This window comes from Bacillus cereus, from assembly GCF_025917685.1.
GTDB classification, from domain to species: Bacteria; Bacillota; Bacilli; order Bacillales; family Bacillaceae_G; genus Bacillus_A; species Bacillus_A cereus_AT.
The window spans coordinates 2,146,204-2,168,567 of record NZ_CP089518.1 but is presented as its reverse complement, the minus strand read 5'-3'; the positions used below and the strand labels follow the sequence as shown (position 1 = coordinate 2,168,567).

Here is a 22,364-nt window from a genome sequence, read left to right as displayed (position 1 = left end):
GCATTTTGCTCTTTTTATTGTTTTAATTTCACTCTTCCTTTGATCTTGATGGACATAGAGCCCGGCTCACTACTATCACTTTTTTACCTTGTAAATATATGCTCCATACTATAAAATCTAATAGTATTTATATTTTTCAGAAAAATAAAACAATATCTTTAAACTTTATTGTTTAATATTGTAAAAAGATGTCGGAGGGATTTAATGTTAAATAAAATATCTCAATTCACAATTAAGCTTTCATCAATTCTTTTATCACTCTTACTATTATTAAATTTACCTTATTTATTTATCACTCAACAAGGATTCACCTTTCAACCCATTTATTTTTTTAATCAGATCGTTACTATGTTAAAACAGGTTTTCTCCCCTGAATCATTAGTGGTTATAGGATCAGACCCGAAATTTGGTAGTTTCAAAAAAATACCATTATTTCCAACTGTTTTAGAACCTTACCTATATTCATTTACTGTATTATTTGTAGCCTTTTTGCTTGCGCTCTTTATATCATCTAGCATGGCATTTTTTTATTTTTTAGCAAAAGATTATATCAAAAAATGGATAAACCGAATTGTGTTCATATTAGAAGCTGTCCCTGATATGATGATGATGATTTGTTTGCAAATATTTTTCATATGGGTACTTCAGAAATTCGGGGAAGCTCCTTTCACCATTATTTCTTTTAATGAAAATCGAGCTTATTTACTCCCTATTTTATCTTTAGCTGTCTTACCTACATTACAAATGTTTCGGATGATGGTGTTATACATAAAAGAAGAACATGGAAAACATTACGTAGAGGTTGCATATGGAAAAGGCCTTTCATCAAGTTATATACTATGCATTCATTTATTCAAAAATATATCTATCCACTTTTTCCACCATTTAAAAACGATTTTTGTTTTCTTACTTTCTAACTTATTCATTTTAGAATTTGTTTTTAATATGCAAGGCATTATTCAATTTTTATTTAAGAAGGCGTTTATTTCACCTCCAGCTGCATTTATCATACTTGTCATGATTATCTTACCGTTTTATTCCATTTTTCAAATAATCTCTCTCATGATGAATAGATGGCAAAAGCAATTGAAAGGAGCAGCTCTATGAAATCTATTTGGAAATCAAAACGCTTTTTAATCGGCTTTACTTATTTATTCATACTTGTTTCAGCTAGTTTTATTTATAGTTGGTTCTTTAAAGATAACATCCCAAAACCTCCTCAGTTACTTTACAATGACAATAACGAATTACTTGGAAAGGCTCCCTTTCCACCATCATTAATGCCACCTTTTGGATCTGATCGTTTTGGAGAGTCTGTTTTCTTACAAATTGTAGAAGGAGCAAAATTCACTATTTTATTAGCCGTGGCAATTAGCTTCTTTCGAATTTTATTCGGAACATGTATAGGAATCCTCTTAAGTTTATATGCTCCAAAATTCAAGAGATTTTTCCAGTCATGCTCAGAAGTTTTTTATTATATTCCAACTTTATTTATCGCATTTATACTCATCACGCCCGTTAATATTGTAATCACCTCAAACGCTGATAGATTAGACCCAAATATTTCATTTATGTTTTATCAAGTACTCGTACTTATTTTCGTCGCTCTGCCTACACTTTCTTTATATATATCCTCAGAGGTTGATGAATTTATGAAACAAGATTACATTTTAAGTTCCCAATTGCTGGGGGCTAGTCGTTTTCATATCATCAAAAAACACTTACGAGTCTTATTACTTGATCGCTTATTTGTATTATTCATGGAACATATCGTTCAAGCACTCATACTCGTTATCCATTTAGCGTTGCTTGACATTGTAATTGGCGGGATACAAATGCGAGAACTCTATGACGGAGTGCCCAAACCTGTTTCTCTATCTAATGATTGGGCAGGCCTTATTGGATTAAATCGTTATGAAATGAATCTTTCATGGTGGATTATTTTTTATACTCTCGTTTCATTCTTTATTACGATTCTTTTTATTAAGCTTATGACCATCGGGATACAAGATGCATTGAAAGCAAGAGATTCGCAAGTTGTAGCCATTCAAACCGTTCCAGATCATAAAAAATTTGTTAAAAATAAAGATTCTTTTTCGTTTGCAAATAAAGTGAAACTTTAATCAGTGGGGGTTTTCTTCATCCCCCACTGATTATTAGCCCTCACCAATCGGGCTTTTACGGGCAGTTGATTCCCCACCTAACTTCTTTGCTTTCACCGAATTTTGAAGTGGGGGGCTTACTGCCCGGCAAATAGCGGGATAAATTGAACCTTTAATCATTTCTCATTAATCGGCATTGATATTAGTGGAATATAAAGAAGATGATCCCTGTATTCAACAGGGATCATCTTCTGGATGCCGTCTAACTTTTTTACATGTCCTTTGCTAGACTCATGCTTTTTATATTTAAAATGAATTATTTACAATCACAATTATGCTGTTTAAAATCGATTACCATACGCCCTTGAATTCTACCTTGTTCCATTTCTTCGAATACATTTTGCACTTTATCTAAAGAACAAGTTTGAACAACCGGCACTACTTTTCCTTCTGCACCGAACATAAATGCCTCTTCTAGATCCTTACGAGTACCGACTAGAGAGCCAACTACTTCAATTCCATCTAGTACAAGTCGCGGAATGTTCAAATCCATAGTTTCTACTGGTAAACCTACTGCAACGACTTTACCACAAGCACGTACTGCATCAACTGCTGAGTTGAATGCTACTTTAGAAACTGCTGTTACTACAGCAGCATAAGCGCCACCAAACGCCTCTTGAACAATCTTATCAGCAGGGCCTTGAGTAATTGGATTGATAGTCATATCAGCACCAACCTCTTTTGCTAAGGCTAATTTATCGTCATTAATATCAACTGCAATTACCTTTGCACCAAATACGTTTTTAGCATATTGAATAGCTAGGTTACCTAATCCACCACAACCATAGATTACGATAGGTTGACCAGGTTTAATGTCTGATACTTTTATAGCTTTATATGTAGTTACGCCCGCACATGTGATTGATGATGCTTGAGCAGGGTCTAATCCTTCTGGTACTTTCACCGCATAATCAGCTGTAACAATACATTGTTCAGCCATACCACCATCTACTGAATAACCAGCATTTTTCACTTCACGGCAGAATGTTTCTCTACCCGTTACGCAATATTCACAACGTCCACAAGATTGGAACATCCATGCAATACTTACACGGTCACCTATCTTTAGTGAAGTAACATCATCAGCAAGTTTCGTAACAATACCTACACCCTCATGACCAAGGATGCGGCCATCTGTGTTTCCAAAATCATGATTCGCAACGTGTAAATCAGTGTGGCAAACTCCACAATACTCTACATCTACTAGCGCTTCACCCGAGTGTAACGGACGTAATTCCTTTTCAATAACTTCAATGTTTGCTTTGCTGTTTTTATTAACTACTACTGCTTTCATATGTGATCTCCCCTTTAGTGTTTTAGAGTTTTAATGAGTTTATCTCACAACTACTGTCCTCACTATTTTGGCTAATTATTGTACCAAATTTAAGTGTTCAATCATCATTACAAGTTCATCATAACATGGAAATTCATAAGCTCATTGTAAAATATTGAACAATATTTGAATTATTACCCAATACGTATTTTGATGTATCAAGCTATGTGTTAAATTTCATATGCAAAATATCGAGGTTAAAAAATGAATGGTCTAAAAGATGAGAGATTATTACTATAGGTAAGTGGTATATTTCTATAGACACTTAGAACAAGTAGATCTAGAGGGTATATCAACAGACTACTCGCCAATATAAAAAGCTCTTCATTTGAAGAGCTTTTTATATTCGCTTCATCGAAATTGTTTCACGTATACTTTGTAAATTTTGTAGTGTTTCCTCTTGTCGCTGCAATGACAATCCCACATACAAAGTATCTAATAAACTAAGCTGTGCTAATCGTGACGAACTTGCTTCTGTACGAAATTCCGTCTCACGCGTCGAAGTATATAGCGTTATATGAGCAAGTTGGCTTAATGCCGATTTTTGATAGCTCGTAATCGCAATAATGCGAGCCCCTCTTGCTTTCGCTACTTCTAATGCTTCAAGCAATCCTTTATTACTACCCGAATGAGAAATTGCAATGACCACCGCTTCTTTTGTCAGCAAGCCAGCTCCCATAATTTGAAAATGTGAATCCGTATGAGCAATACAAGAAATACCCGTTCTCATAAACTTATGATAAGCATCCATCGCAATAATACCCGAACCACCATTTCCATAAAACTCAATTCGTTTCGCTTCATTTAGCGCACTTACTGCCTGTTCCAACGCGTTATCATTTAACAAATGTAATGTATCTTGCAGTCCTGTAATATGTGAATGAAAAACTTTTTTAGCAACAGTGACCATATTATCTTCTACCGATACTTCCTCATGAATATTTTGCATCGGGGTATGTACAATTTCACGAGCTAATGTAATTTTCAGGTCTTGAAACCCTTGAAAACCTAGGTGTTTGCATAAGCGGAATATCGTTGCTTCAGAACTATTCGTAACTTCAGCTAACTCCGTAATCGATTTATGTACAACATCTTGTGGATGTTTCAAAATATGTTCGGCAATACTTCGTAATTTCGGTGATAAACCATTTAACGAAGCCTGAATCTTTCCAATCCCGCTTTTTGTACCAGGCATATCGTATCTTCCCCTTCCATAGTAGCTTTATCCCGTATTAACGGGCAGTTAGACTCCCTCCTCAAAATTCGATGAATGCAAGGGAGTTAGATGGGAGATCAACTGCCCGTAAAAACCCGATTGGTGCGGGCTTATAATCAGTGGGGATGCCCCCCACTGATTAAAGTTTCACTTTATTGTACCTAATAATCGAAAGAAGAAACAACTTTATTTAGCGCATCACTATACATTTTATTTGCTCCTATGTATTCTACCGTAACATATGACACAATTATTCATACTTATTTCTAGTTTTCCCCATGCTTTACTGCGTATAATGCAGCTTGTGTACGATCATCTACTTCTAATTTAGCCAATACGTTAGAAACGTGTGTTTTCACCGTTTGTTCTGTAATATGAAGCTCCGCTGCAATCTCCTTATTGCTTCTTCCTTTCGCAATTTCACGAAGTACTTCTTGCTCCCTTTTCGTTAACATAGAAAAAGGATTCTCTCTTTCTTTCTTGACTGCTGACCGTCCTAATAGTGCAGGTGTTACTTTTGGGTGAAAATTTGCATTTCCTTGATATACCGCAACAATTGACGCAACAAGTTGATCTGGCTGCACTTCTTTTAATTGATAACCATCTGCTCCAGCTTCTATTGCTGGTAAAACATAATCTTGTTCTGCAAAACTACTGAGCATAAGTATCTTTATCGTCTCATCGTATTGTTTTATACGTTTTGTCGCTTCAATACCATCCATTTTCGGCATTGATAAATCCATTAATACTACATCTGGCCTTTCTGTTTGGACGAATGTTAATGCTTCTTCACCATTTTCTGCTTCCCCGATAATTTCAAATTCTTCTCTCGTCTTCAAAAAAAATACAAGTCCCCTTCGAACAATATGATGATCTTCTACAAGTAATAATTTAATTTTCACAGACGTTCTCCCTCTCAAACTGGTAATTGAATTTCTATCTTCGTCCCCTTTTCTGGTTCTGCTTTTATTCGAAAAATCCCCCTCATTAATTCAATTCGTTCTTTCATACTTTTCAAACCAAGTGCGGACTCTCTTACTTGATCCTGTATAAATCCAATTCCGTTATCTTCTATGTAAAAGTGCAGCTTATTATCTTCAATCCTTAAATGAACACATACTTTTTCACACGAAGCATGCTTTTTACAATTATGTAATGCCTCTTGGCTTATACGCCATAAAACTTCTTCTATTTCATCTTCAATTAAAACCATTCCATCAATTCGAACCTCCACTTGAATCCCTAACAGTTTTCCGTAATTTTGTATCGCTTCTGCTAAACCTTTCTCTAATCCTTCAGGCCTTAATTGCCAAATCAAAAGCGTCATCTCTTGTAATGCTTCCTGTGATAATTCTCCAATATAACTTAACATCTCTTGTAAGTCTCTATCCTTCGTCATATTTAGAGTTCCTTTCGCTGTTAGCATAATTGAAAATAACAATTGTTTAACGGAATCATGTAAATCACGAGCCAATCGGTTTCTTTCAGCTACAACTACATATTTCCGTTCTTTCTCAACTAATTGAATACGTTGTATTGTCGTTCCAATTTGAAATGCAATCGCTTCTAATAACGCTAACTCTTCCTCAGAAAAATGTGTTTTATGAGGCGAGGCAACATTTAATAGACCAAATTTCTCTGATCCAGATCTTAGTGGGATTGTCGCATGATGTGTAACATCTTCGGTCTCTCCCCAATTACATTCAATCGCATCCTCTATTCGTTTACATTCAATAATATTTGTCGCTTTTTCCAATCTTCCATTCACAAAACGTTCTACACACCAACAATCTCCTTCACACATCGGCTTCTTTTCTTGCCACGTAAGAGCTGGTGGTAAGTTTTGGTCTACAAGCATACGATGCTTTCCACTTTCATCAATAAAGAATATCCACCCTGTTTGTAAATTCATAACTTGTAATAATGTATGTAACACTTTTTCTAACATTTCCTGTAAGTTTGTCGCTTCATTCAGTAACTCAGCAATTTCTTTTAACGCTTCTAAACGATGCATCTCTTTTTCATCTATATTCATTCTCATCACCAACTACCATTATAACATTAAGAAATTTCTAAATACTACAAACAAAAAAGAGCTGAATTCCTTCAGCTCTTTTTCACGAGATATCCCATACAGTTCATTCAAATCCAAATTCTAAATAAAAACAGAAATCAGCTAATTTTCTTTAACTGTCTGATAAAGATTGTCCCCCATGAATATGCTGTAAACTTTCAGTGTTAACGAACATATTCGCTGCTGGCATTTGCACTTGATTTTTATGGAACATAGACATTAATTCAAATCTTACTTGTCTAGAAGTTTCAAAATAATCTTCCGGTTTAATCAAACCTGTAATACAAAATTCATATCCAACATATTTAAGGTTAGGATTTAGGTCTGTAACTCCAACATATTTAAATGGTTCAACAGCTTCATTATCTACTCTATAAAGATTTTGATCCAATTTTTCATTACAAATAACACATACTTCTTCTAACAATTCCTTAACTCTTGTAGGATCTTCCTGATAACTTACCGTGATGCGTTCAATAACTCGCATCCATCCTTTATTAAAATTCTGTATCGTTCTAATCTCTCCGTGTGGTATGGTAAGGAGTTTCCCTGACCATTCACGAATTTGCATAAAACGAATACTAATTTCCTCAATAGTTCCTGAATTTGTTCCGTTAAAAGTTACAAAATCGCCAACACGAAACTCTTTGTCCGCTAATCTTGCAAAGCCTAATATGACATCTTTTAGCATCTGTTGTGCAGCAAAACCGATGACAACCCCCGCTATCCCTGCACCTGCAATAATACTTTTTATATCTACAAATTGACTAATTAAATATACGATCAGACTGATGATAATGATATATCTAAAAATAGATCGAATAACACTTTGAATCGTCTGCTCTACCTCTTCATCAAAAAAGCTGGATTTTTTAAAGAACCAATCAATAATGCGGTTTATGACAAAAGAAATAATGATAAGAACTAAAGCAAATAGTAAAAACCTTAAAAGCAAAAACTCCCTTACATAATTAAAAAACTCCTCAGTATACGCTAATACACTCATCTATCCACTTCCTTATTTTTTTAAAATTTCATGCAGAGCTAATTTATTGTAATTACTTATTGATTATCTCAAAATTTGCTTTCGCAACTTTTTTCCCTGATCTTTCATTTTACTTTCTTAACTATGTATTTGTATCCCTAGTTCATCTCCAACAATATAACCCTTTCATCAATCTTTCAACTTCAGATGTCCTTTTCTATTTACTATAAATATACCCTTTTTAATAATCTAAAGGGAGATTACAATAGAAATTTTTATAAGCAACTTTGTAACTCTCACCTCGTTCAAAGGAATACATTCACATAACACCGAATAGTTCATTTGATACTTTTTTCATGGAGGTTACAATTAATGGGATATATCGAAGAACTAAGAGCAATTGTTGGATCTAGACCACTCAATCTAGTAGGAGTTGCTGTAGCTGTTTTCAATGAACAAGGTCAAATATTACTACAACAAAGACGAAATGGCATTTGGGGTGTTCCTGGAGGTTTTGTGGAACTTGGTGAATCCACAGAAGAAGCTGGGAGACGAGAAGTGCTTGAAGAAACAGGTATTGAAATTGGTACACTTCAGTTAGTAAGTGTATTTTCGGGTAAAGAGTTTTTTGTACAATTACCAAATGGAGATGAATTTTATCCCATTACAATCGCATACCTTTGCAAAGACATTACAGGTGGCTTGTTAAAAGCAGACGGAGTTGAATCATTACATGTACAATTTTCCGATTTAAACCGACTACCAGAAAAGATTAGTCCGTTCATTAAAAAGTTAATTCAACAACAATTCGTTTCTATTTAAATGCAAAAAAAGAGACCTTTTTGAAGGCCTCTTTTTTACTTCACTTCTGCATTTAAACAAGATTTAAAATGTCCAAGTGCATATTCATGTCCTTGCGCATTAAAAGATGCAACCGCCTTTTCATAAACGACAATTTTAAATCCTTTATTATAAGCATCTACTGCTGTATGTAGAACACAAATATCCGTACATACCCCTACAAGATGAACTTCTTCTATTCCTCTTTCTCTTAGCTTCATCTCTAGATCCGTTCCTGCAAATGCACTGTATCGCGTTTTGTCCATGTAATATACATTCTCATCATTTTTATATTTTTCGTATACATCTTGTAATTCACCAAACAAGTTTCTTCCATTTGTACCTGCTATATTATGAGGTGGAAACAATTTGGCTTCAGGATGATATACATCATTGTCTTCATGTTTATCGATTGCAAACACTACATAATCTCCATCTGCAATATACTGCTTCGTTACACGCACAAGTTCTTTCTCAATTTCTTGACCTGGCTTCCCGCAAGTTAAAGCACCTTTTTCAGCTACAAAATCATATGTATAGTCGATATTAATAAGAGCTCGTTTCATTACTACTATCTCTCCTTCTTCTGTTTCACAGTAAACAATAGAAAATTTGTTATTACGACATCGTATGTACTATTCGACATTTCAAATGAAATCCCTACATTTCCAACTCAATACTTACCTTAATCCGAGTTTATCATAAAGTGAAACTTTAATCAGAGGGGGGGCCATCCCCCTCTGATTATTAGCCTTCACCAATCGGGCTTTTACGGGCAGTTGATTTCCCACCTAACTTCCTCGCATGCGCCGAATTTTCAGGTGGGGTTCTTACTGCCCGTTAATACGGGATAAAATCGGTACACAATGACAAAACATACAGCTCCTATTAGCATGTCATGTATTTGATAATTGAGCGTCATTTGAATAACCTCTTGTATAGTAAACCAAATTACTGACATTATCATACTAATCAAAACGATACGAACAAACCGATTCATATCTTCAACCTCTTCCCCTTTCGTAGTAGTAAAGAGTAATTTCTTACTATTCATTCGTACTAGAAAGTGAAACATATTACTCTCAACAACCTAATTCTATCCAAATTAAAAAGCACACTACCACTTTAAGTAATGTACTTTTTATCCCTATTTAAGACGCAGGCTTCGTTTCAAACGTCGCTTGATTAAAGCTAATGACTTTTCCTTTTGGGTCATTGTTTTCAAACTGAGCTGCGGTAATCGTATGACTACCTGTCTCAAGCATTTTTTCTTTTAATTGTACTGTTGTCTGTGTTGAACTAGTTACTTGATGTTTATCTGCAAATATTTGATCTACAAATACGAATGTTTCTTTATCGTTTTGAAAATTGGAAAGTTCTAATTCGACTTGCTGAATTAAAGTATCCCTTTTTATGAATACAGTTGGTATATTTCCATTTTCAGAAGTACCATCAGGTGTAATGACTTTTACTTTCCCTTCTCCAACTGGTATTGCCCCTTCAGGAAATACAACCATATTCTCATCACTGGCATTTACAACCTGTTCTTTCTGATTAGACTGTGCGTCCTCTTTTTCCTTTGGAGTACCACAACCTACTAATAACAATACAGACAGTCCAGCGATTATGAATTTCTTCAAAATTCATCCCCCCTGTAATTTCATTATATTTTATTATACAAAAATAATTTTAATATTTTAAAACTACTTTTAACACTTTCATGAACAAATACTATCTTGCTCACGATTACTGTATCATACTTTCCTTAATAGAACATTATTTTTTTGTAAGCAATAAATAGAAATTCTTTCTTATTCATCATTTTAGCCCAAAATCACCCCACAATATCCCAAAAAATAAAAAGACATCGTTATTTCCAATGTCTTTTTTATCTATTATTTAATAAATGTTGTAATCTCATCAACTTCTTTTCGAGAAAGTTTCTTCGGCTTATCTTTCGGAAACCCGAGTGAAATTACCATATTAATTTGTTTTTGAGGCTCAATTTGTAAATATTGTCGCAGTTCATCCTGAGCTAATAATACAGGTCCTGTCATTGGACAAGTGCCAAGTCCTCTCGCATGTGCAGCTAGCATTAAGTTTTGTGCTGCTAGACAGCTACTCTTAATTCCTTCCTCTTCCCACACTGAATCAGGAACGAAGGCAATTGGATCAAATATCTTTTCCCGAAACTTGGATTCATATGGTGTTGCCAAACATACGATTAATACTGGTGCCTCAGAGAAAGCTGTCGCATACGGTCCGAAAGAACGTGTAAGTAATTTCCCTGCTTTCTCTTCTCCATTTTCTGTTGCTTTTGCTGCAAGTTTATGTAATGCATCCCATGTCATTTGTTCAATTTCTTTAATTTTCTCTCGATTCATAATGACCAAGAACTCCCACGTTTGTGAGTTCGTATCACTCGGTGCATAACGAGCACAATCAATAATTTCTTTTATGTCACTAGTGGATACTTCTTGTTCTGTAAACTTTCTAACACTTCGTCTACCGTGAATTACTTCTTTAAAATCTTCATAATTCATACATTAAATCCCCTTTTTACAGCGTTTTCAAAAATTGTCCTATGGTTGAATTATATCATGAAAAAAAGCTGGAGGAATACCAGCTTTTTTCCTCATTATTAATTTGTCACTTTAAACAAACTAATACTTTCTTCATATGCAGCTTGTAGTTTTTTCGTAATTGATCCTCTTTCACCACTTCCAAACTTCTCATCACCAATTTGAACAACTGGGAATATTTCAAGTGGTGTCGCTGTGAAAAAGCACTCATCGGATTCGTACACTTCCTGTAATGAGAATTCACGCTCTTCTACCTCTATATGTAACGCTTTCGCTAATGTAATAACGTAGTGACGAGTAATGCCATGTAAAATAAAATGATCCGCCGGATGTGTAATCAATTTATTATTTTTCACCATAAAGAAATTCGAATGACACCCCTCTGTTACAATTCCATCTCGCACCAATATCGCTTCTTGGTATCCTTGTTCGTTTATTTTATTTTTAATCATGATATTAGGGAGCAGATTTAATGATTTTATATGGCAGAACTTCCAGCGTATATCCTCTTCGACAGTAACCTTTATTCCTTGTTCCATAGTAGCAGTAGGTCTTGGAAACGAAACGATATTCGCAAAATATGTTGGTTGTAAATCTTTTTCATACACATGATTTCGTGCTTGAGCACCACGTGATATTTGAAGATACACATTCCCATCTTCCTGAAATTGATTTTTTTCAATCATTTGATGTAACTCTTCCACTAACTCTTCTTTAGTAAACGGTGGAATTAGTTTTATTTCTTCCATAGAATTAAAAAATCGTTCCAAATGTAAATCCAATAAATGTGGCTTCCCATCATATAACCTAAAAACCTCATATATACCATCACCAAATTGAAAGCCCCTCTCCTCTAATGGGACCATCGGCTGTTCTTCCTTCGTATTCACAATTCTTCCGTTAAATAAAATCCAATCTTTATGAGTAGCTTTCATTCCTTCCCACTCCTTTATTCCATAATTGATTTTATTGTACAACTTATCCACACTTAAAAGAAGGAATTTTCTGTATTTAAACAAATTAAAAAGTACATCACCTATTTAAAGTGATGTACTCAACCATTCATTTATTTCAGAAAATATTTTTCAATATCATCTAACATTAAATTTGCTGCTTTAATACCGCCTGCTGTATTCCAAATTACTTCATCCACTTGGAATACTTTATTGTCTTTTGAAGCTTGTAGCTGCTTAAAGAGTGGATCCTCTGTCCATTCTTTTGCTAACGTATTTCCTTCGTTATTCTTATCTGCATCTTTATCAGATGTGAAGTAGAATATGTAGTCCCCATCCATATTCGGAATTTGCTCTTTTGTAATTCCTTTTATCGCAAATTCATCTTTATCTTGTAGTGGTGGGCGCTTAAATCCAACATCATTTAAAACAACACCTGAGAATGAGTTTTTCTGATAAATCCGGACATCACCTGGTACGAAGCGAATAATAGAAACCTTATAATTCAATTTATCTCCTAACTTCTCTTTCATTCCTTCAATACGTTTTTTATAATCTTCAAGAGCCTTTTGCCCTTCTTTTTCTTTATTTACAGCTTTTGTATAGAGTGTAAAGTTTTCCTTCCAATCCCCGCGCAATGTTTCAGCGTATACAGTTGGCGCTATTTCGTTCAATTGCTCATATATTTTTTCATGACGCATTTTATTCCCGATAATTAAATCCGGCTTAAGCTTCATAACTGCCTCTAAATTAATATCACGCTCAGTTCCTACTGGTGTTACTCCAACAGCTATAAGTGCCTCCGCACCCTCATTTGTTAAAACAACTACTTTTTTAGGTGTACCATTTACTGATGTTTCACCCATGGCATGCTTTACAGTATACGAATCTTTTGCTTTAGCTGCTGTATCATTTTCTTTTTTCTCTTCTTTGCTACACCCTGCGATTATTACCATAAGTATCATAATGCAGAACATAAATTTTTTTACTATGTACCATATGCCCTCTCTAGATGAAATTGATTATCATTAACGATTAAAGACTAATGTATATTACATACATTGTCAATGTATATCAGAATTTTTTTAATATATACAATTTAGATTCTATCCACTATTCAAATGTTTATTTTTAAAATAAAGTGTATAAGTATGAAAATAATAAACGTTCTTAAAATGCGTATCTACGTTATACATAAATACGCATTCATATTACATTATAAATCCATTCCCTAATATTGATTATATTTAATATATGATGGATCATTGTACACCCATTGATTTCCACCAAGGTTTAACCAACCGTTTTGATTAATATATACTAAATAAGATTCTGGATTATTTAATTTACGAATAACTGAAGAAGATGTTGATGGGCCACTTCTTAAATTCACATTCGTTCCTTGTATATATGCGACACCAATTGCACTTCCATCACTATTGCTCGTCTTTACAAAATTAATGTACGAAGGGTCATTATACACCCATTGTCCATTTCCTAAGTCCAACCATCCATTACTCTCCTGATATACGACATACGACTCTGGGGAGTTTAGTTGACGAATAACTGAAGAAGACGTTGATGGACCACTTCTTAAATTCACATTTTTCCCAAGTATATAGGCAATCCCCTTCGTTTGTGGTGTTGGCTGGGGGTTTGGAGGTTGTGGATTTGGAGGATTGGGATTTGGAGCAACTCCCAAAATAGCTGCTATCCCATTTGCATACGCTTGACTTAAGTCTGCAATAAATTGTGGGTTTTTCAATAAATTAGCATCAAACGTTGTATCAATAAAAGCAGTCTCAGTTAAAATTGCATCCATCGCAGTCTCTCGTAGTACCGCATAATTTGCTTTTTTGGCTCCTCGGTCACGAAGACCATATTTAGTTAATACAGGATTGACTGCTGCATGCATTTTTTGTTGCTTTTCATATGCGGAACTACTATTAGATAGCGCATTGTAAATATAGCTTTCAAATCCAGTGCCACCGCCGCTATTAATGTGAAATGAGGTAAAATAATCTGCACCAAATGAATTAGCAATATTAGCACGTTCTGATAAAGAGATGAACACATCGCTGTCACGTGTCATTTTAATATTGATTGGATAATTTGCAGATAAAATATCTCGTACACGTCTAGCAATTTGAAGTGTTAACTCTTTTTCCACTAACCCATTACCAACAGCACCAGAATCATATCCACCATGCCCTGCGTCTATAACAAGTTTCATATATCTTTTTCGTTCCTTTCGTTAAGGTAATAAGCTTACATTTCTACTCGTCCTATTTTATGTTAGTTGTACAAGTTTCGTTACAAATACAAAGAAAAAACCCCCTTATGTAAGGCGGCTTCTATCACTTTTCTTTAACCAATTTAAAATGAATATGTACGATTGATAGTGGATGTAACGTATGCAAAACAAAATAAATATAAGAGCTATTCCAACACCGCTGTATAACAATCCAAACTTTAAAAAGATGTTCAAAAGAGGTGAAAAATGAATTGCGTTTTGTAATGCAAATAACATGCAAAACAAAATTACAAACACGGGTATATATTGTAATTCATATGGTTTTCTCTTCTTATACATTCTTTTTCGAATAAAAATCTGGCATAGTTCTGCTACAATAAAACAACTTCCAACTAATACAAGACCAGCAGTCATTGTCATACATTCACCTGCCCCATATTCATTTCATCAAGTGATCAATATCCACTACATTTTCTTTACATATATTCCATTTTCCTCAATAAAACCAGATCCCACTATGAAAGATTTAGCTTGTTCCGTAAACACCTCTTGCAATACTTTTATTTCTTTCACATTTCTCTGTTTCATTATTTCTTCAAATGTAAAATACGTATTTGTCCCGTATCCATAACCTTGATAATCAAAATGAATAATTAACTGTGACAAAATAGCACTCTCTTCTTGGACACTATAATCTATTACACCAATATATGTATCATCAACTTTTACACAATACTGAACCTTTTTCATATCTAAGCTGTGTGAGTGAAACATTTCTTTTACAACGCCTTCATTTTCTGTATTTACTTTCTCAAATGTAATCATATGTTGTCCATCCTTTTACTATTATTGTATCAATTATAATTATAATTTATGAAAAAAACCTTAAGGCCGAATACGACCTTAAGGTTTTTTATTAAACTAAGCTATACGCACGCTTTGTTTCTTCGTGGAACTTATTTGTATCATATTTATGCTCAACATAAATTTGATGCCATACCATAAACGCAAGTACAGTCCAAATTTTACGGCTATAATCGCCTTTATCTGCACAATGTGCTTCCAGTAAGTTTAATACATACTGTTTGTCGATTAAATGATCCGTTTTGCTTTCTTTAATAATATTTATAGCCCAATCGTGCATTTCATCTTTTAACCAGTGACGAATTGGTACTGGGAATCCAAGCTTTTTACGATCTAATACGTGATCTGGAACAATGCCACGTGCTGCTTCACGTAAAATAGCTTTCGTAGTGCCGTTAGCAATTTTAAATTCAGTCGGAATTTTAGATGCAACGTCAAATACTTCTTTATCTAAGAACGGTACACGAAGTTCTAATGAATTTGCCATCGTCATTTTATCAGCTTTTAATAAAATGTCACCGCGTAACCATGTGAACATGTCAATGTACTGCATTTTGCTTACATCATCATAATCTTTAATTTCGTTATACAATGGTTTTGTGATATCCATATAGTTAACACTTTCATCGTAATACTTCATTAATTCAGCTTTCTCTTCTTCACGGAAGATTTTCGCATTTCCATAGTAACGCTCTTCAATTGGCGTACATCCACGCTCTAAGAAGCTTTTCCCTTTAAATCCTTCTTTAAGAGCACCACTTAATGCCTTTAGAACGCTCTTTCCTGGGCTAGGAATGTAAGAGAACATTTTTAAAGAGTTTGGCTCACGATAAATGTTATATCCACCAAATAGCTCGTCTGCACCTTCACCAGAAAGAACAACCGTTACATGTTTACGTGCTTCTTTCGCAACGAAATACAATGGTACAGCTGCTGGATCTGCTAAAGGATCATCCATATGCCAAATGATTTTTGGGAACTCATCCATAAACTCCTGCGCTGAAATGAATACGTTATGGTTTTTAACTCCTAATTTTTCAGCAGTTTCTTTCGCAACGTCAACTTCACTGAAACCGCGTTGCTCAAAACCAATAGAAAATGTTAAAAGATTTGGGTTCATTTCTCTTGCGATAGAAGCAATAATAGATGAATCGATACCACCAGAAAGGAATGAACCTACTGGTACATCACTACGCATATGCACTTTTACAGAATCGTATAATACATCACGAATTGCTTGGATATGTTCCTCTTTCGTTGCGCTTGAAGCGTTGAAATAAGGATTCCAGTAGCGATGGATTTCCATCTCTTTACCGATTTCTTTTACGAAGTAATGACCAGGCTCAATTTTATTAACATCAATTGTTAATGTTTCTGGCTCTGGACCATATTGGTACGTAAAGTAATGTTGTAGTGACGTTGGGTTTACCCCTTTGTCTTCCATTACATGCATAATACTTTTCTTCTCAGATGCGAAGAATGTAGTATCACCTTGTTGTGCGATGTATAAAGGCTTAATGCCGAAGTGGTCACGCGCACCGAAAAGTGTCTTTTCTTCACGATCCCAAATCATAAATGCGAACATACCACGAAGGTAGTCTACACATTTTTCTTTCATATGTGCATACAATGCAATGATAACTTCTGTATCAGATTGCGTTGCAAACGTCGCGCCTTTTTCAAGTAACATTTCACGTAATTCTACATAATTGTAAATTTCACCATTAAAAATAATTACATATCGATCATTTTCATAAGTTAGCGGCTGATGTCCTGCCTCTAAGTCAATGATGCTTAAACGGCGGAAGCCAAATTGTACATGTTCATCACGAAAATATCCTTCGTCATCTGGACCTCGGTGGAAAATCATCGTGTTCATATTTTCAAATTGATGTTTTTCTGTTTCTGAAAACTCTCTAGGGTTTTCACATAAACATCCTACAAAACCACACATACTTCTTACCCTCTTTCAGTTTTCATTCTGTCTCTATACTACTATATCAACCCTATTTATACTAGCATAATCAACTGAATATGGCGACCAAAAACTATAAAAAAATCACTCCATTTCACATTTTTAACAATTTTTTATGAAAACATGAAAACTAGGCAATCACCTTTCTCCGCTTTTGTCATATGATATTGCATATTGATTTCTAGGAGGGAATACCATGAGTGAAGAAAAAAAAGATTCTTCTCGCCCACCGGTTCGCAATTATTTAAAGCAAATTGATGATTTTTTCGAACAAACACCACTTCGCAATGTAATCGCTGATTTAAATCATTTTTTCCAAAAAGGAAACCGTTTATTAACATTCCCTGTAGATTTATACGAAGTTGGTGACGAACTCTTCGTAACAGCTGAACTACCAGGCATACAAAAAGAACAAATTCAAATTGAAATACAAAGTGAATACTTAAAAGTCTCTGTTAAAGAAGATATACTTGAAGAGGCAGACGAAAAAACATCTCATAACTATTATCGCCGAGAACGTTCCATTTCAGAAGCTTCAAGAATTATTAAGTTACCATATTTAATTAATAAAAAAGCAGCGAAAGCTTCTTATCAAAACGGTGTGTTAGAAATTCGTGCACAGAAACTTCCGCAACAACACGATATATTATCCATAGACTAAAAGACAAAAAAGAAGGGTGCTAAGCACCCTTCTTTTTAATCCACTAATCGCTTCATATCACGTATAATATCTTCGTATGGCGTATTACTAATACCACTATATTTCTTCATTACTTTTCCATTTTGATCAATTAAATAAAATGATGTACCATGCATTACTTGCCCATTCTCTGGTTTATCTACAAGCGATTGGAAGTTCTCTTTTGCGAACTTTGTAATATCCTCCAGCGAATAACCTGTTAACAAGTTCCAATTACTTGTATCTTCTGTAAACTTTTGAATGAATGCTTTCAAATTTTCTGGTTTATCAAGGTCAGGGTCTACACTAAACGATACAAACTGAACGTCTAATTTCTCTTCCTTCGCCATCTTCTGTAATTTCGCCATATTAGCAGTCATTGGCGGACAAACTGTTTGACAGTTTGTAAACATGAAATCAGCTACCCAAACTTTCCCTTTTAAATCTTTTGTACCAAATGGCTTTCCTTCTTGATTTGTAAATTGGAAAGTTTCTAAATCCCAGTTTAACGGTTTACGTAATTTTGAACCTGAACTGCTACAACCTGCAAGTATAAAGAGACAAAATACAACCATAAGACCAATTAACCTTTGATAACGCTTCATTATTAAACCTCTTTTCTCTTTCCTTAATTTATGTAAGTAATGTATATCATAACAAAAGTAAACACTATGAGAAAATTGTTTACGCCATTTGTTCACGAAATCGTACGATTTTACGTATGTTACTTCTTTATTTAAAGCTAATTACTAGACAAAATATATTTTACTACTATTATTTCTCTAAACATTATTTACGAGACAAAGTTCATTGTTAAATTTGTAAATGCCTATCCCCTGTTTTTTTACAATTACTTAAACATTAATCCATGTTAAACACTGTATTCCTTAACAACATTTCGGTACAATACAACTACAACGATTTTAAATGAGGTGATGTTCATGGCTAAGCGCTATGAAAATATGGATAATGTAAGTACAAAAAAATCGATTCGCTCCTTCCTACGCTGGCGTAAAGAGAGAAAACAAACAAAAAAAGACTTTTCTTTTCTAGTAGAACAATCACCTGTTAAACAAAGTAAATTTTTGCTCAATAACTTTGAAAAAACAACTGTCACATGGATTGGTCATTCCACTTTTCTCATTCAAACGAACGGCTTAAATATTTTAACAGATCCAGTATGGGCAAATAAATTAAAGTTGGTTCCACGACTTACTGAGCCAGGGCTCTCTATAAAAGAACTACCGAAAATCGATATCGTTCTTATTTCACACGGTCATTACGATCATTTAGACTTTTCATCTCTTCGCCAACTAAATGATGATGCCTTATACCTTGTTCCTATTGGGCTTAAAAAATTATTCACTCGTAAAAAATTTACCAATGTAGAAGAATACAACTGGTGGGAAAGTACAACAATTGATGAAGTCTCTTTTCACTTCGTACCTGCCCAGCACTGGACGAGAAGATCATTATTTGATATGAACACCTCTCACTGGGGAGGATGGATCATTGATAATATGACTTCTTCAGAAACCATTTATTTTTGTGGTGATAGTGGTTATTTCCAAGGTTTTAAAGAAATCGGAAACCGTTTTTCAATTGATATTGCACTTATGCCAATTGGTGCCTATGAACCAGAATGGTTTATGAAAGTGTCTCACGTTTCACCTGAAGAAGCTGTGCAAGCCTATTTAGATATAAAAGCTACACATTTCATTCCAATGCACTACGGTACTTTTGCTTTAGCAGATGAAACACCAAGAGAAGCAATAACAAGACTACGAAATAACTGGAATTTACGAATGCTACCGTGGGAACAACTACATGTTCTCTTTTTAGGTCAAACTTTCACTTATAGCCCCAGTATTTCAGAGGAAAAAACAGAAAAAATCACAGAAACCACTCATGTATAACTGCGCTACTTTTTTTTAATGATTTATCATATACTTTAGAAAATCGAAAAGGGTGATTTCTATGAAAGATTATTTACAGACTCGCTATATCATTAGCGGTAGCGCCTGTATAGCCCTTCTCATTTCCTATATTATTTTCACATAAAAAAGCTACTTGAAAATATATTTCAAGTAGCTTTTTTATTACTCTGCTAAATACATAAAACCAATTGCTCCTGGCCCTGTATGAGTACTAATAATAGGTGTTGTATAAAAAATTTCTGATTGAGTAAATCCACTCACTTTTTCAACCGCTGCTTTCATACTTTCAGCTAAAGGAATTGCTTTTGCATGCGGAATTGCAACAGCCTTTATAGACTTTCCTGCTGTATCTTGTTCAAATATTTTAGTCAGTGTCTTTACAATCTGTCCTTGACTACGAACTTTTGTCACTGGATTGTATGCTCCACCTTCAAGGTTTGCAATTGGTTTGATGTTCAGTAAAGAACCGATAAATGCTTTTCCTTTACCAATACGTCCACCTTTCACTAAGTTCTCCAATGTATCTACAACTACATATAAGCGGGTATTTTTTCTCACTTCATCAATTCGCTTTATAATATCCTCTAGTGAGCGTCCTTCATTTGCCATTTTAGCAGCTTCAATTACTTGATATGCTAAAGCATGTGTAATAAATTGAGAATCAACAACTGTTACTTTTGTATCGGTCATTGTTGCAGCACTATTGGCAGTTGCGACAGTACCACTCATTCCACTCGTCATATGAATAGAAAGTACTTCACTTCCATCTTCGCCTAACTTGTCATACATTTCTACAAATGTCCCCATTGCCGGTTGTGATGTTTTTGGTAGTTCTTCTGATTTAAGCATTTCTTCAATAAATTCATCCGGTTGTAGATCAACGCGATCTAAATATGTTTGTCCATTTACAGAGATTGATAATGGTAGAACATGAATGTCATACTTCTCAATTACCTCTTGTGATAAATCCGCCGTTGAATCTGTTACAATTTTAATTTTTTGCATATTATATTCTTCCCTTTCCAATACGCTCTCCTTGTTATTATACTAGTATTCCCATTGCTTTCAACAATTTAGAACAAATTTCACCAAATTAATTATATTTTTATATCTAAAATAAAAAAGACAGAGCTCTTAACCCTGTCCACACTCTATATCATGCATTTTTTTCAAGAGTATTTGTTTTATATACATTTGAATAATCATTCCACTTCAAACAACTTTGTAAATATTCACGGAAAGAGTACGAGAATCTTGGATTTTTATGTTTTTGAATTTTTGCAATAAACAATTGAAGACGAGACTGAATTAGAAACGCTAATGGATGCTGTGTTTGTAGGACAGGGATTTCAAATATTTTAATACAACTCCCTGTTGCATGAGTGAAATAAAAACTTTTCGTAATCACAATATCAATCCTCTTTTTCGTTGGATTTTTGAACTTCCTCCACTTTATTCTTTAACACGTTTTTCAAGTGTAGGTTTCCTATGAAAACTAAAATATTCTTAAGCGGCCCCCGTTTAGAAGTTAATACTTCATTTATATCCACCTAATTCGGCCCCTGTCCTATATATCCCTTGAGACGGGAGTCTTATTATCCATATATAGCTCGATAACTTCAGTATAAACTTATAAAAGTGAAAAGTTTGTCTAAATTTTGGAGATTCTATAATTTTTTTCTTCTATATATTGTATACGATTATATCTAGAGTATAACAAATAAATTAAAAAGTGCCTTTATAAAGAGGCACTTTTCGACTGTTTTTCTTCTCTTTTTTGTTTTCGCTTACTAACAATCTTTGATAAAGCGATGCTAATTTCATAAATACAAATAAGTGGTACCGCAACTAAACTATGTGATAAAAAATCAGGTGGTGATATACATGATGCAATAATAATCAATATTACATATGCATACCTTCTTATTTTCACAAGAAATTCTGCCGTTAAAAGTCCAATACTCGTTAAAAACATTACAACTACAGGTAATTCAAAAATGACAGCAAATGGTACTGTTAAATTCAATACAAAATGAAAATATTTTTCTGTCGTAAACATCGTATTAAACATTTCATTACCAATCGTAGTTAAAAAATGAAATAGAAACGGCATTACAATAAAATAGCCAAAACATAAACCTGCAATAAATAATATAGACAATACCGGTATATACATCACTGTCATCTTTTGTTCATTTGAATGTAAACCTGGTTTTACAAATAACCAAATTTGTATAGCAGCAAAAGGAATTGTACAAACGATAGCAAATACTGTAGCAATCGAGAAAAAAATCCACAATACATCACTTGGACCGAGAACAGTTAATTTCATTGGTAAATCTTTTACGAGCCAAAAATAAATGTCCTTCGTAAAAGTAAATCCAATAATTAAAAATAGTACAAAGGATAAAACTGTATATATTACTCGTTTACGAAGCTCAACAATATGTTCTACTACGCTCATTTCCCGATCTTCCATCTCGTTCACCACACTTTATTTATCCCATTAC

24 protein-coding genes are annotated in these 22,364 nt (G+C 34.2%); 5 read left to right on the top strand and 19 right to left on the bottom strand.

The features are described from left to right. The first annotated feature begins 204 nt into the window (after nt 1-204). Both LUS72_RS11230 and LUS72_RS11225 read left to right on the top strand, forming a co-directional pair. Nucleotides 205-1,107, top strand: coding sequence for an ABC transporter permease subunit (locus LUS72_RS11230; RefSeq protein WP_097831963.1), 903 nt, complete (start codon nt 205-207; stop codon nt 1,105-1,107). Next, nucleotides 1,104-2,123 carry an ABC transporter permease gene (locus LUS72_RS11225; RefSeq protein WP_141533556.1) on the top strand — a complete coding sequence of 340 codons (1,020 nt, stop codon included), beginning with the start codon at nt 1,104-1,106 and terminating at the stop codon, nt 2,121-2,123. Before LUS72_RS11230 ends, LUS72_RS11225 begins: the two co-directional genes overlap by 4 nt. A 295-nt stretch (nt 2,124-2,418) precedes the next feature. Here LUS72_RS11225 and adhP read toward each other — a convergent pair whose 3' ends face one another. The 5 genes from adhP to LUS72_RS11200 form a co-directional block, all read right to left on the bottom strand. Then, nucleotides 2,419-3,456, bottom strand: coding sequence for an alcohol dehydrogenase AdhP (gene adhP / locus LUS72_RS11220; RefSeq protein WP_097831961.1), 1,038 nt, complete (start codon nt 3,454-3,456; stop codon nt 2,419-2,421). Nucleotides 3,457-3,835: 379 nt separating this feature from the next. Beyond that, the gene (locus LUS72_RS11215) at nt 3,836-4,690 is read right to left on the bottom strand and encodes a MurR/RpiR family transcriptional regulator (RefSeq protein WP_001119626.1); all 855 of its coding nucleotides are present in this window, start codon (nt 4,688-4,690) and stop codon (nt 3,836-3,838) included. 287 nt (nt 4,691-4,977) lie between these two features. Next, a complete protein-coding gene (locus tag LUS72_RS11210; protein ID WP_097831960.1) occupies nt 4,978-5,613 on the bottom strand; it encodes a response regulator in 636 nt (211 codons plus the stop codon). 14 nt (nt 5,614-5,627) lie between these two features. Continuing rightward, entirely contained in the window at nt 5,628-6,725 is a 1,098-nt protein-coding gene (locus tag LUS72_RS11205; protein WP_240523239.1) for a GAF domain-containing sensor histidine kinase, read from the bottom strand. Nucleotides 6,726-6,897: 172 nt separating this feature from the next. Beyond that, a complete protein-coding gene (locus LUS72_RS11200) occupies nt 6,898-7,791 on the bottom strand; it encodes a mechanosensitive ion channel family protein (protein ID WP_097831958.1) in 894 nt (297 codons plus the stop codon). A 351-nt stretch (nt 7,792-8,142) separates the two neighbouring features. Between LUS72_RS11200 and LUS72_RS11195 the strand changes: the two genes are divergently transcribed. Continuing rightward, complete coding sequence (locus LUS72_RS11195; protein WP_097831957.1) at nt 8,143-8,592, top strand: NUDIX hydrolase; 450 nt, start codon at nt 8,143-8,145, stop codon at nt 8,590-8,592. 35 nt (nt 8,593-8,627) lie between these two features. On the opposite strand, the gene LUS72_RS11190 is transcribed toward LUS72_RS11195, so the two are convergent. The 10 genes from LUS72_RS11190 to asnB form a co-directional block, all read right to left on the bottom strand. Beyond that, a complete protein-coding gene (locus tag LUS72_RS11190) occupies nt 8,628-9,176 on the bottom strand; it encodes a cysteine hydrolase family protein (protein WP_097831956.1) in 549 nt (182 codons plus the stop codon). 251 nt (nt 9,177-9,427) lie between these two features. Further along, the gene (locus tag LUS72_RS11185; protein WP_097831955.1) at nt 9,428-9,685 is read right to left on the bottom strand and encodes a hypothetical protein; all 258 of its coding nucleotides are present in this window, start codon (nt 9,683-9,685) and stop codon (nt 9,428-9,430) included. Between the two features lie 76 nt (nt 9,686-9,761). Next, nucleotides 9,762-10,250: a putative periplasmic lipoprotein gene (locus tag LUS72_RS11180; RefSeq protein WP_097831954.1), complete on the bottom strand. Its 489-nt coding sequence runs from the start codon at nt 10,248-10,250 to the stop codon at nt 9,762-9,764. 255 nt (nt 10,251-10,505) lie between these two features. Continuing rightward, entirely contained in the window at nt 10,506-11,153 is a 648-nt protein-coding gene (locus LUS72_RS11175) for a nitroreductase family protein (protein WP_097831953.1), read from the bottom strand. Nucleotides 11,154-11,251: 98 nt separating this feature from the next. Beyond that, nucleotides 11,252-12,127, bottom strand: coding sequence for a D-amino-acid transaminase (gene dat / locus LUS72_RS11170; protein WP_097831952.1), 876 nt, complete (start codon nt 12,125-12,127; stop codon nt 11,252-11,254). A gap of 131 nt (nt 12,128-12,258) precedes the next feature. Further along, nucleotides 12,259-13,122, bottom strand: coding sequence for an ABC transporter substrate-binding protein (locus LUS72_RS11165; protein ID WP_097831951.1), 864 nt, complete (start codon nt 13,120-13,122; stop codon nt 12,259-12,261). A 254-nt stretch (nt 13,123-13,376) separates the two neighbouring features. Beyond that, on the bottom strand, nt 13,377-14,378 hold the full coding sequence (locus tag LUS72_RS11160) for an N-acetylmuramoyl-L-alanine amidase (protein ID WP_264448948.1): 1,002 nt from the start codon (nt 14,376-14,378) through the stop codon (nt 13,377-13,379). Nucleotides 14,379-14,483: 105 nt separating this feature from the next. Beyond that, nucleotides 14,484-14,819 carry a hypothetical protein gene (locus LUS72_RS11155; RefSeq protein ID WP_097831949.1) on the bottom strand — a complete coding sequence of 112 codons (336 nt, stop codon included), beginning with the start codon at nt 14,817-14,819 and terminating at the stop codon, nt 14,484-14,486. 45 nt (nt 14,820-14,864) lie between these two features. Continuing rightward, nucleotides 14,865-15,224, bottom strand: a complete 360-nt coding sequence (locus LUS72_RS11150) for a GNAT family N-acetyltransferase (protein ID WP_097831948.1) — start codon at nt 15,222-15,224, stop codon at nt 14,865-14,867. A gap of 91 nt (nt 15,225-15,315) precedes the next feature. After that, nucleotides 15,316-17,217: an asparagine synthase (glutamine-hydrolyzing) gene (gene asnB, locus LUS72_RS11145; RefSeq protein ID WP_000333827.1), complete on the bottom strand. Its 1,902-nt coding sequence runs from the start codon at nt 17,215-17,217 to the stop codon at nt 15,316-15,318. Between the two features lie 217 nt (nt 17,218-17,434). Between asnB and LUS72_RS11140 the strand changes: the two genes are divergently transcribed. After that, entirely contained in the window at nt 17,435-17,899 is a 465-nt protein-coding gene (locus LUS72_RS11140) for an Hsp20/alpha crystallin family protein (protein ID WP_097831947.1), read from the top strand. A 35-nt stretch (nt 17,900-17,934) separates the two neighbouring features. On the opposite strand, the gene LUS72_RS11135 is transcribed toward LUS72_RS11140, so the two are convergent. Further along, entirely contained in the window at nt 17,935-18,522 is a 588-nt protein-coding gene (locus tag LUS72_RS11135) for an SCO family protein (RefSeq protein WP_097831946.1), read from the bottom strand. A gap of 336 nt (nt 18,523-18,858) precedes the next feature. Between LUS72_RS11135 and LUS72_RS11130 the strand changes: the two genes are divergently transcribed. Next, nucleotides 18,859-19,833, top strand: a complete 975-nt coding sequence (locus tag LUS72_RS11130; RefSeq protein WP_097831945.1) for an MBL fold metallo-hydrolase — start codon at nt 18,859-18,861, stop codon at nt 19,831-19,833. A gap of 183 nt (nt 19,834-20,016) precedes the next feature. On the opposite strand, the gene LUS72_RS11125 is transcribed toward LUS72_RS11130, so the two are convergent. The 3 genes from LUS72_RS11125 to tatC form a co-directional block, all read right to left on the bottom strand. Then, the gene (locus LUS72_RS11125; protein WP_097832042.1) at nt 20,017-20,859 is read right to left on the bottom strand and encodes a DegV family protein; all 843 of its coding nucleotides are present in this window, start codon (nt 20,857-20,859) and stop codon (nt 20,017-20,019) included. Between the two features lie 151 nt (nt 20,860-21,010). Further along, entirely contained in the window at nt 21,011-21,262 is a 252-nt protein-coding gene (locus LUS72_RS11120) for a DUF2535 family protein (protein ID WP_000629009.1), read from the bottom strand. 330 nt (nt 21,263-21,592) lie between these two features. Beyond that, nucleotides 21,593-22,333 carry a twin-arginine translocase subunit TatC gene (tatC, locus tag LUS72_RS11115; protein WP_097831944.1) on the bottom strand — a complete coding sequence of 247 codons (741 nt, stop codon included), beginning with the start codon at nt 22,331-22,333 and terminating at the stop codon, nt 21,593-21,595. Nucleotides 22,334-22,364: the final 31 nt, after the last annotated feature.

What these genes read in the sequence shown, in the direction of transcription:
- LUS72_RS11175 (WP_097831953.1), bottom strand. Translation starts at nt 11,153, where the DNA reads ATGAATTATGAAGATTTTAAAGAAGTAATTCACGGTAGACGAAGTGTT.
- LUS72_RS11130 (WP_097831945.1), top strand. Translation starts at nt 18,859, where the DNA reads ATGGCTAAGCGCTATGAAAATATGGATAATGTAAGTACAAAAAAATCG.
- LUS72_RS11155 (WP_097831949.1), bottom strand. Translation starts at nt 14,819, where the DNA reads ATGACAATGACTGCTGGTCTTGTATTAGTTGGAAGTTGTTTTATTGTA.
- LUS72_RS11200 (WP_097831958.1), bottom strand. Translation starts at nt 7,791, where the DNA reads ATGAGTGTATTAGCGTATACTGAGGAGTTTTTTAATTATGTAAGGGAG.
- adhP (WP_097831961.1), bottom strand. Translation starts at nt 3,456, where the DNA reads ATGAAAGCAGTAGTAGTTAATAAAAACAGCAAAGCAAACATTGAAGTT.
- tatC (WP_097831944.1), bottom strand. Translation starts at nt 22,333, where the DNA reads ATGGAAGATCGGGAAATGAGCGTAGTAGAACATATTGTTGAGCTTCGT.
- asnB (WP_000333827.1), bottom strand. Translation starts at nt 17,217, where the DNA reads ATGTGTGGTTTTGTAGGATGTTTATGTGAAAACCCTAGAGAGTTTTCA.
- LUS72_RS11195 (WP_097831957.1), top strand. Translation starts at nt 8,143, where the DNA reads ATGGGATATATCGAAGAACTAAGAGCAATTGTTGGATCTAGACCACTC.
- LUS72_RS11185 (WP_097831955.1), bottom strand. Translation starts at nt 9,685, where the DNA reads ATGTTTCACTTTCTAGTACGAATGAATAGTAAGAAATTACTCTTTACT.
- LUS72_RS11150 (WP_097831948.1), bottom strand. Translation starts at nt 15,224, where the DNA reads ATGATTACATTTGAGAAAGTAAATACAGAAAATGAAGGCGTTGTAAAA.
- dat (WP_097831952.1), bottom strand. Translation starts at nt 12,127, where the DNA reads ATGAAAGCTACTCATAAAGATTGGATTTTATTTAACGGAAGAATTGTG.
- LUS72_RS11190 (WP_097831956.1), bottom strand. Translation starts at nt 9,176, where the DNA reads ATGAAACGAGCTCTTATTAATATCGACTATACATATGATTTTGTAGCT.
- LUS72_RS11225 (WP_141533556.1), top strand. Translation starts at nt 1,104, where the DNA reads ATGAAATCTATTTGGAAATCAAAACGCTTTTTAATCGGCTTTACTTAT.
- LUS72_RS11125 (WP_097832042.1), bottom strand. Translation starts at nt 20,859, where the DNA reads ATGCAAAAAATTAAAATTGTAACAGATTCAACGGCGGATTTATCACAA.
- LUS72_RS11135 (WP_097831946.1), bottom strand. Translation starts at nt 18,522, where the DNA reads ATGAAGCGTTATCAAAGGTTAATTGGTCTTATGGTTGTATTTTGTCTC.
- LUS72_RS11160 (WP_264448948.1), bottom strand. Translation starts at nt 14,378, where the DNA reads ATGAAACTTGTTATAGACGCAGGGCATGGTGGATATGATTCTGGTGCT.
- LUS72_RS11140 (WP_097831947.1), top strand. Translation starts at nt 17,435, where the DNA reads ATGAGTGAAGAAAAAAAAGATTCTTCTCGCCCACCGGTTCGCAATTAT.
- LUS72_RS11165 (WP_097831951.1), bottom strand. Translation starts at nt 13,122, where the DNA reads ATGTTCTGCATTATGATACTTATGGTAATAATCGCAGGGTGTAGCAAA.
- LUS72_RS11205 (WP_240523239.1), bottom strand. Translation starts at nt 6,725, where the DNA reads ATGCATCGTTTAGAAGCGTTAAAAGAAATTGCTGAGTTACTGAATGAA.
- LUS72_RS11230 (WP_097831963.1), top strand. Translation starts at nt 205, where the DNA reads ATGTTAAATAAAATATCTCAATTCACAATTAAGCTTTCATCAATTCTT.
- LUS72_RS11215 (WP_001119626.1), bottom strand. Translation starts at nt 4,690, where the DNA reads ATGCCTGGTACAAAAAGCGGGATTGGAAAGATTCAGGCTTCGTTAAAT.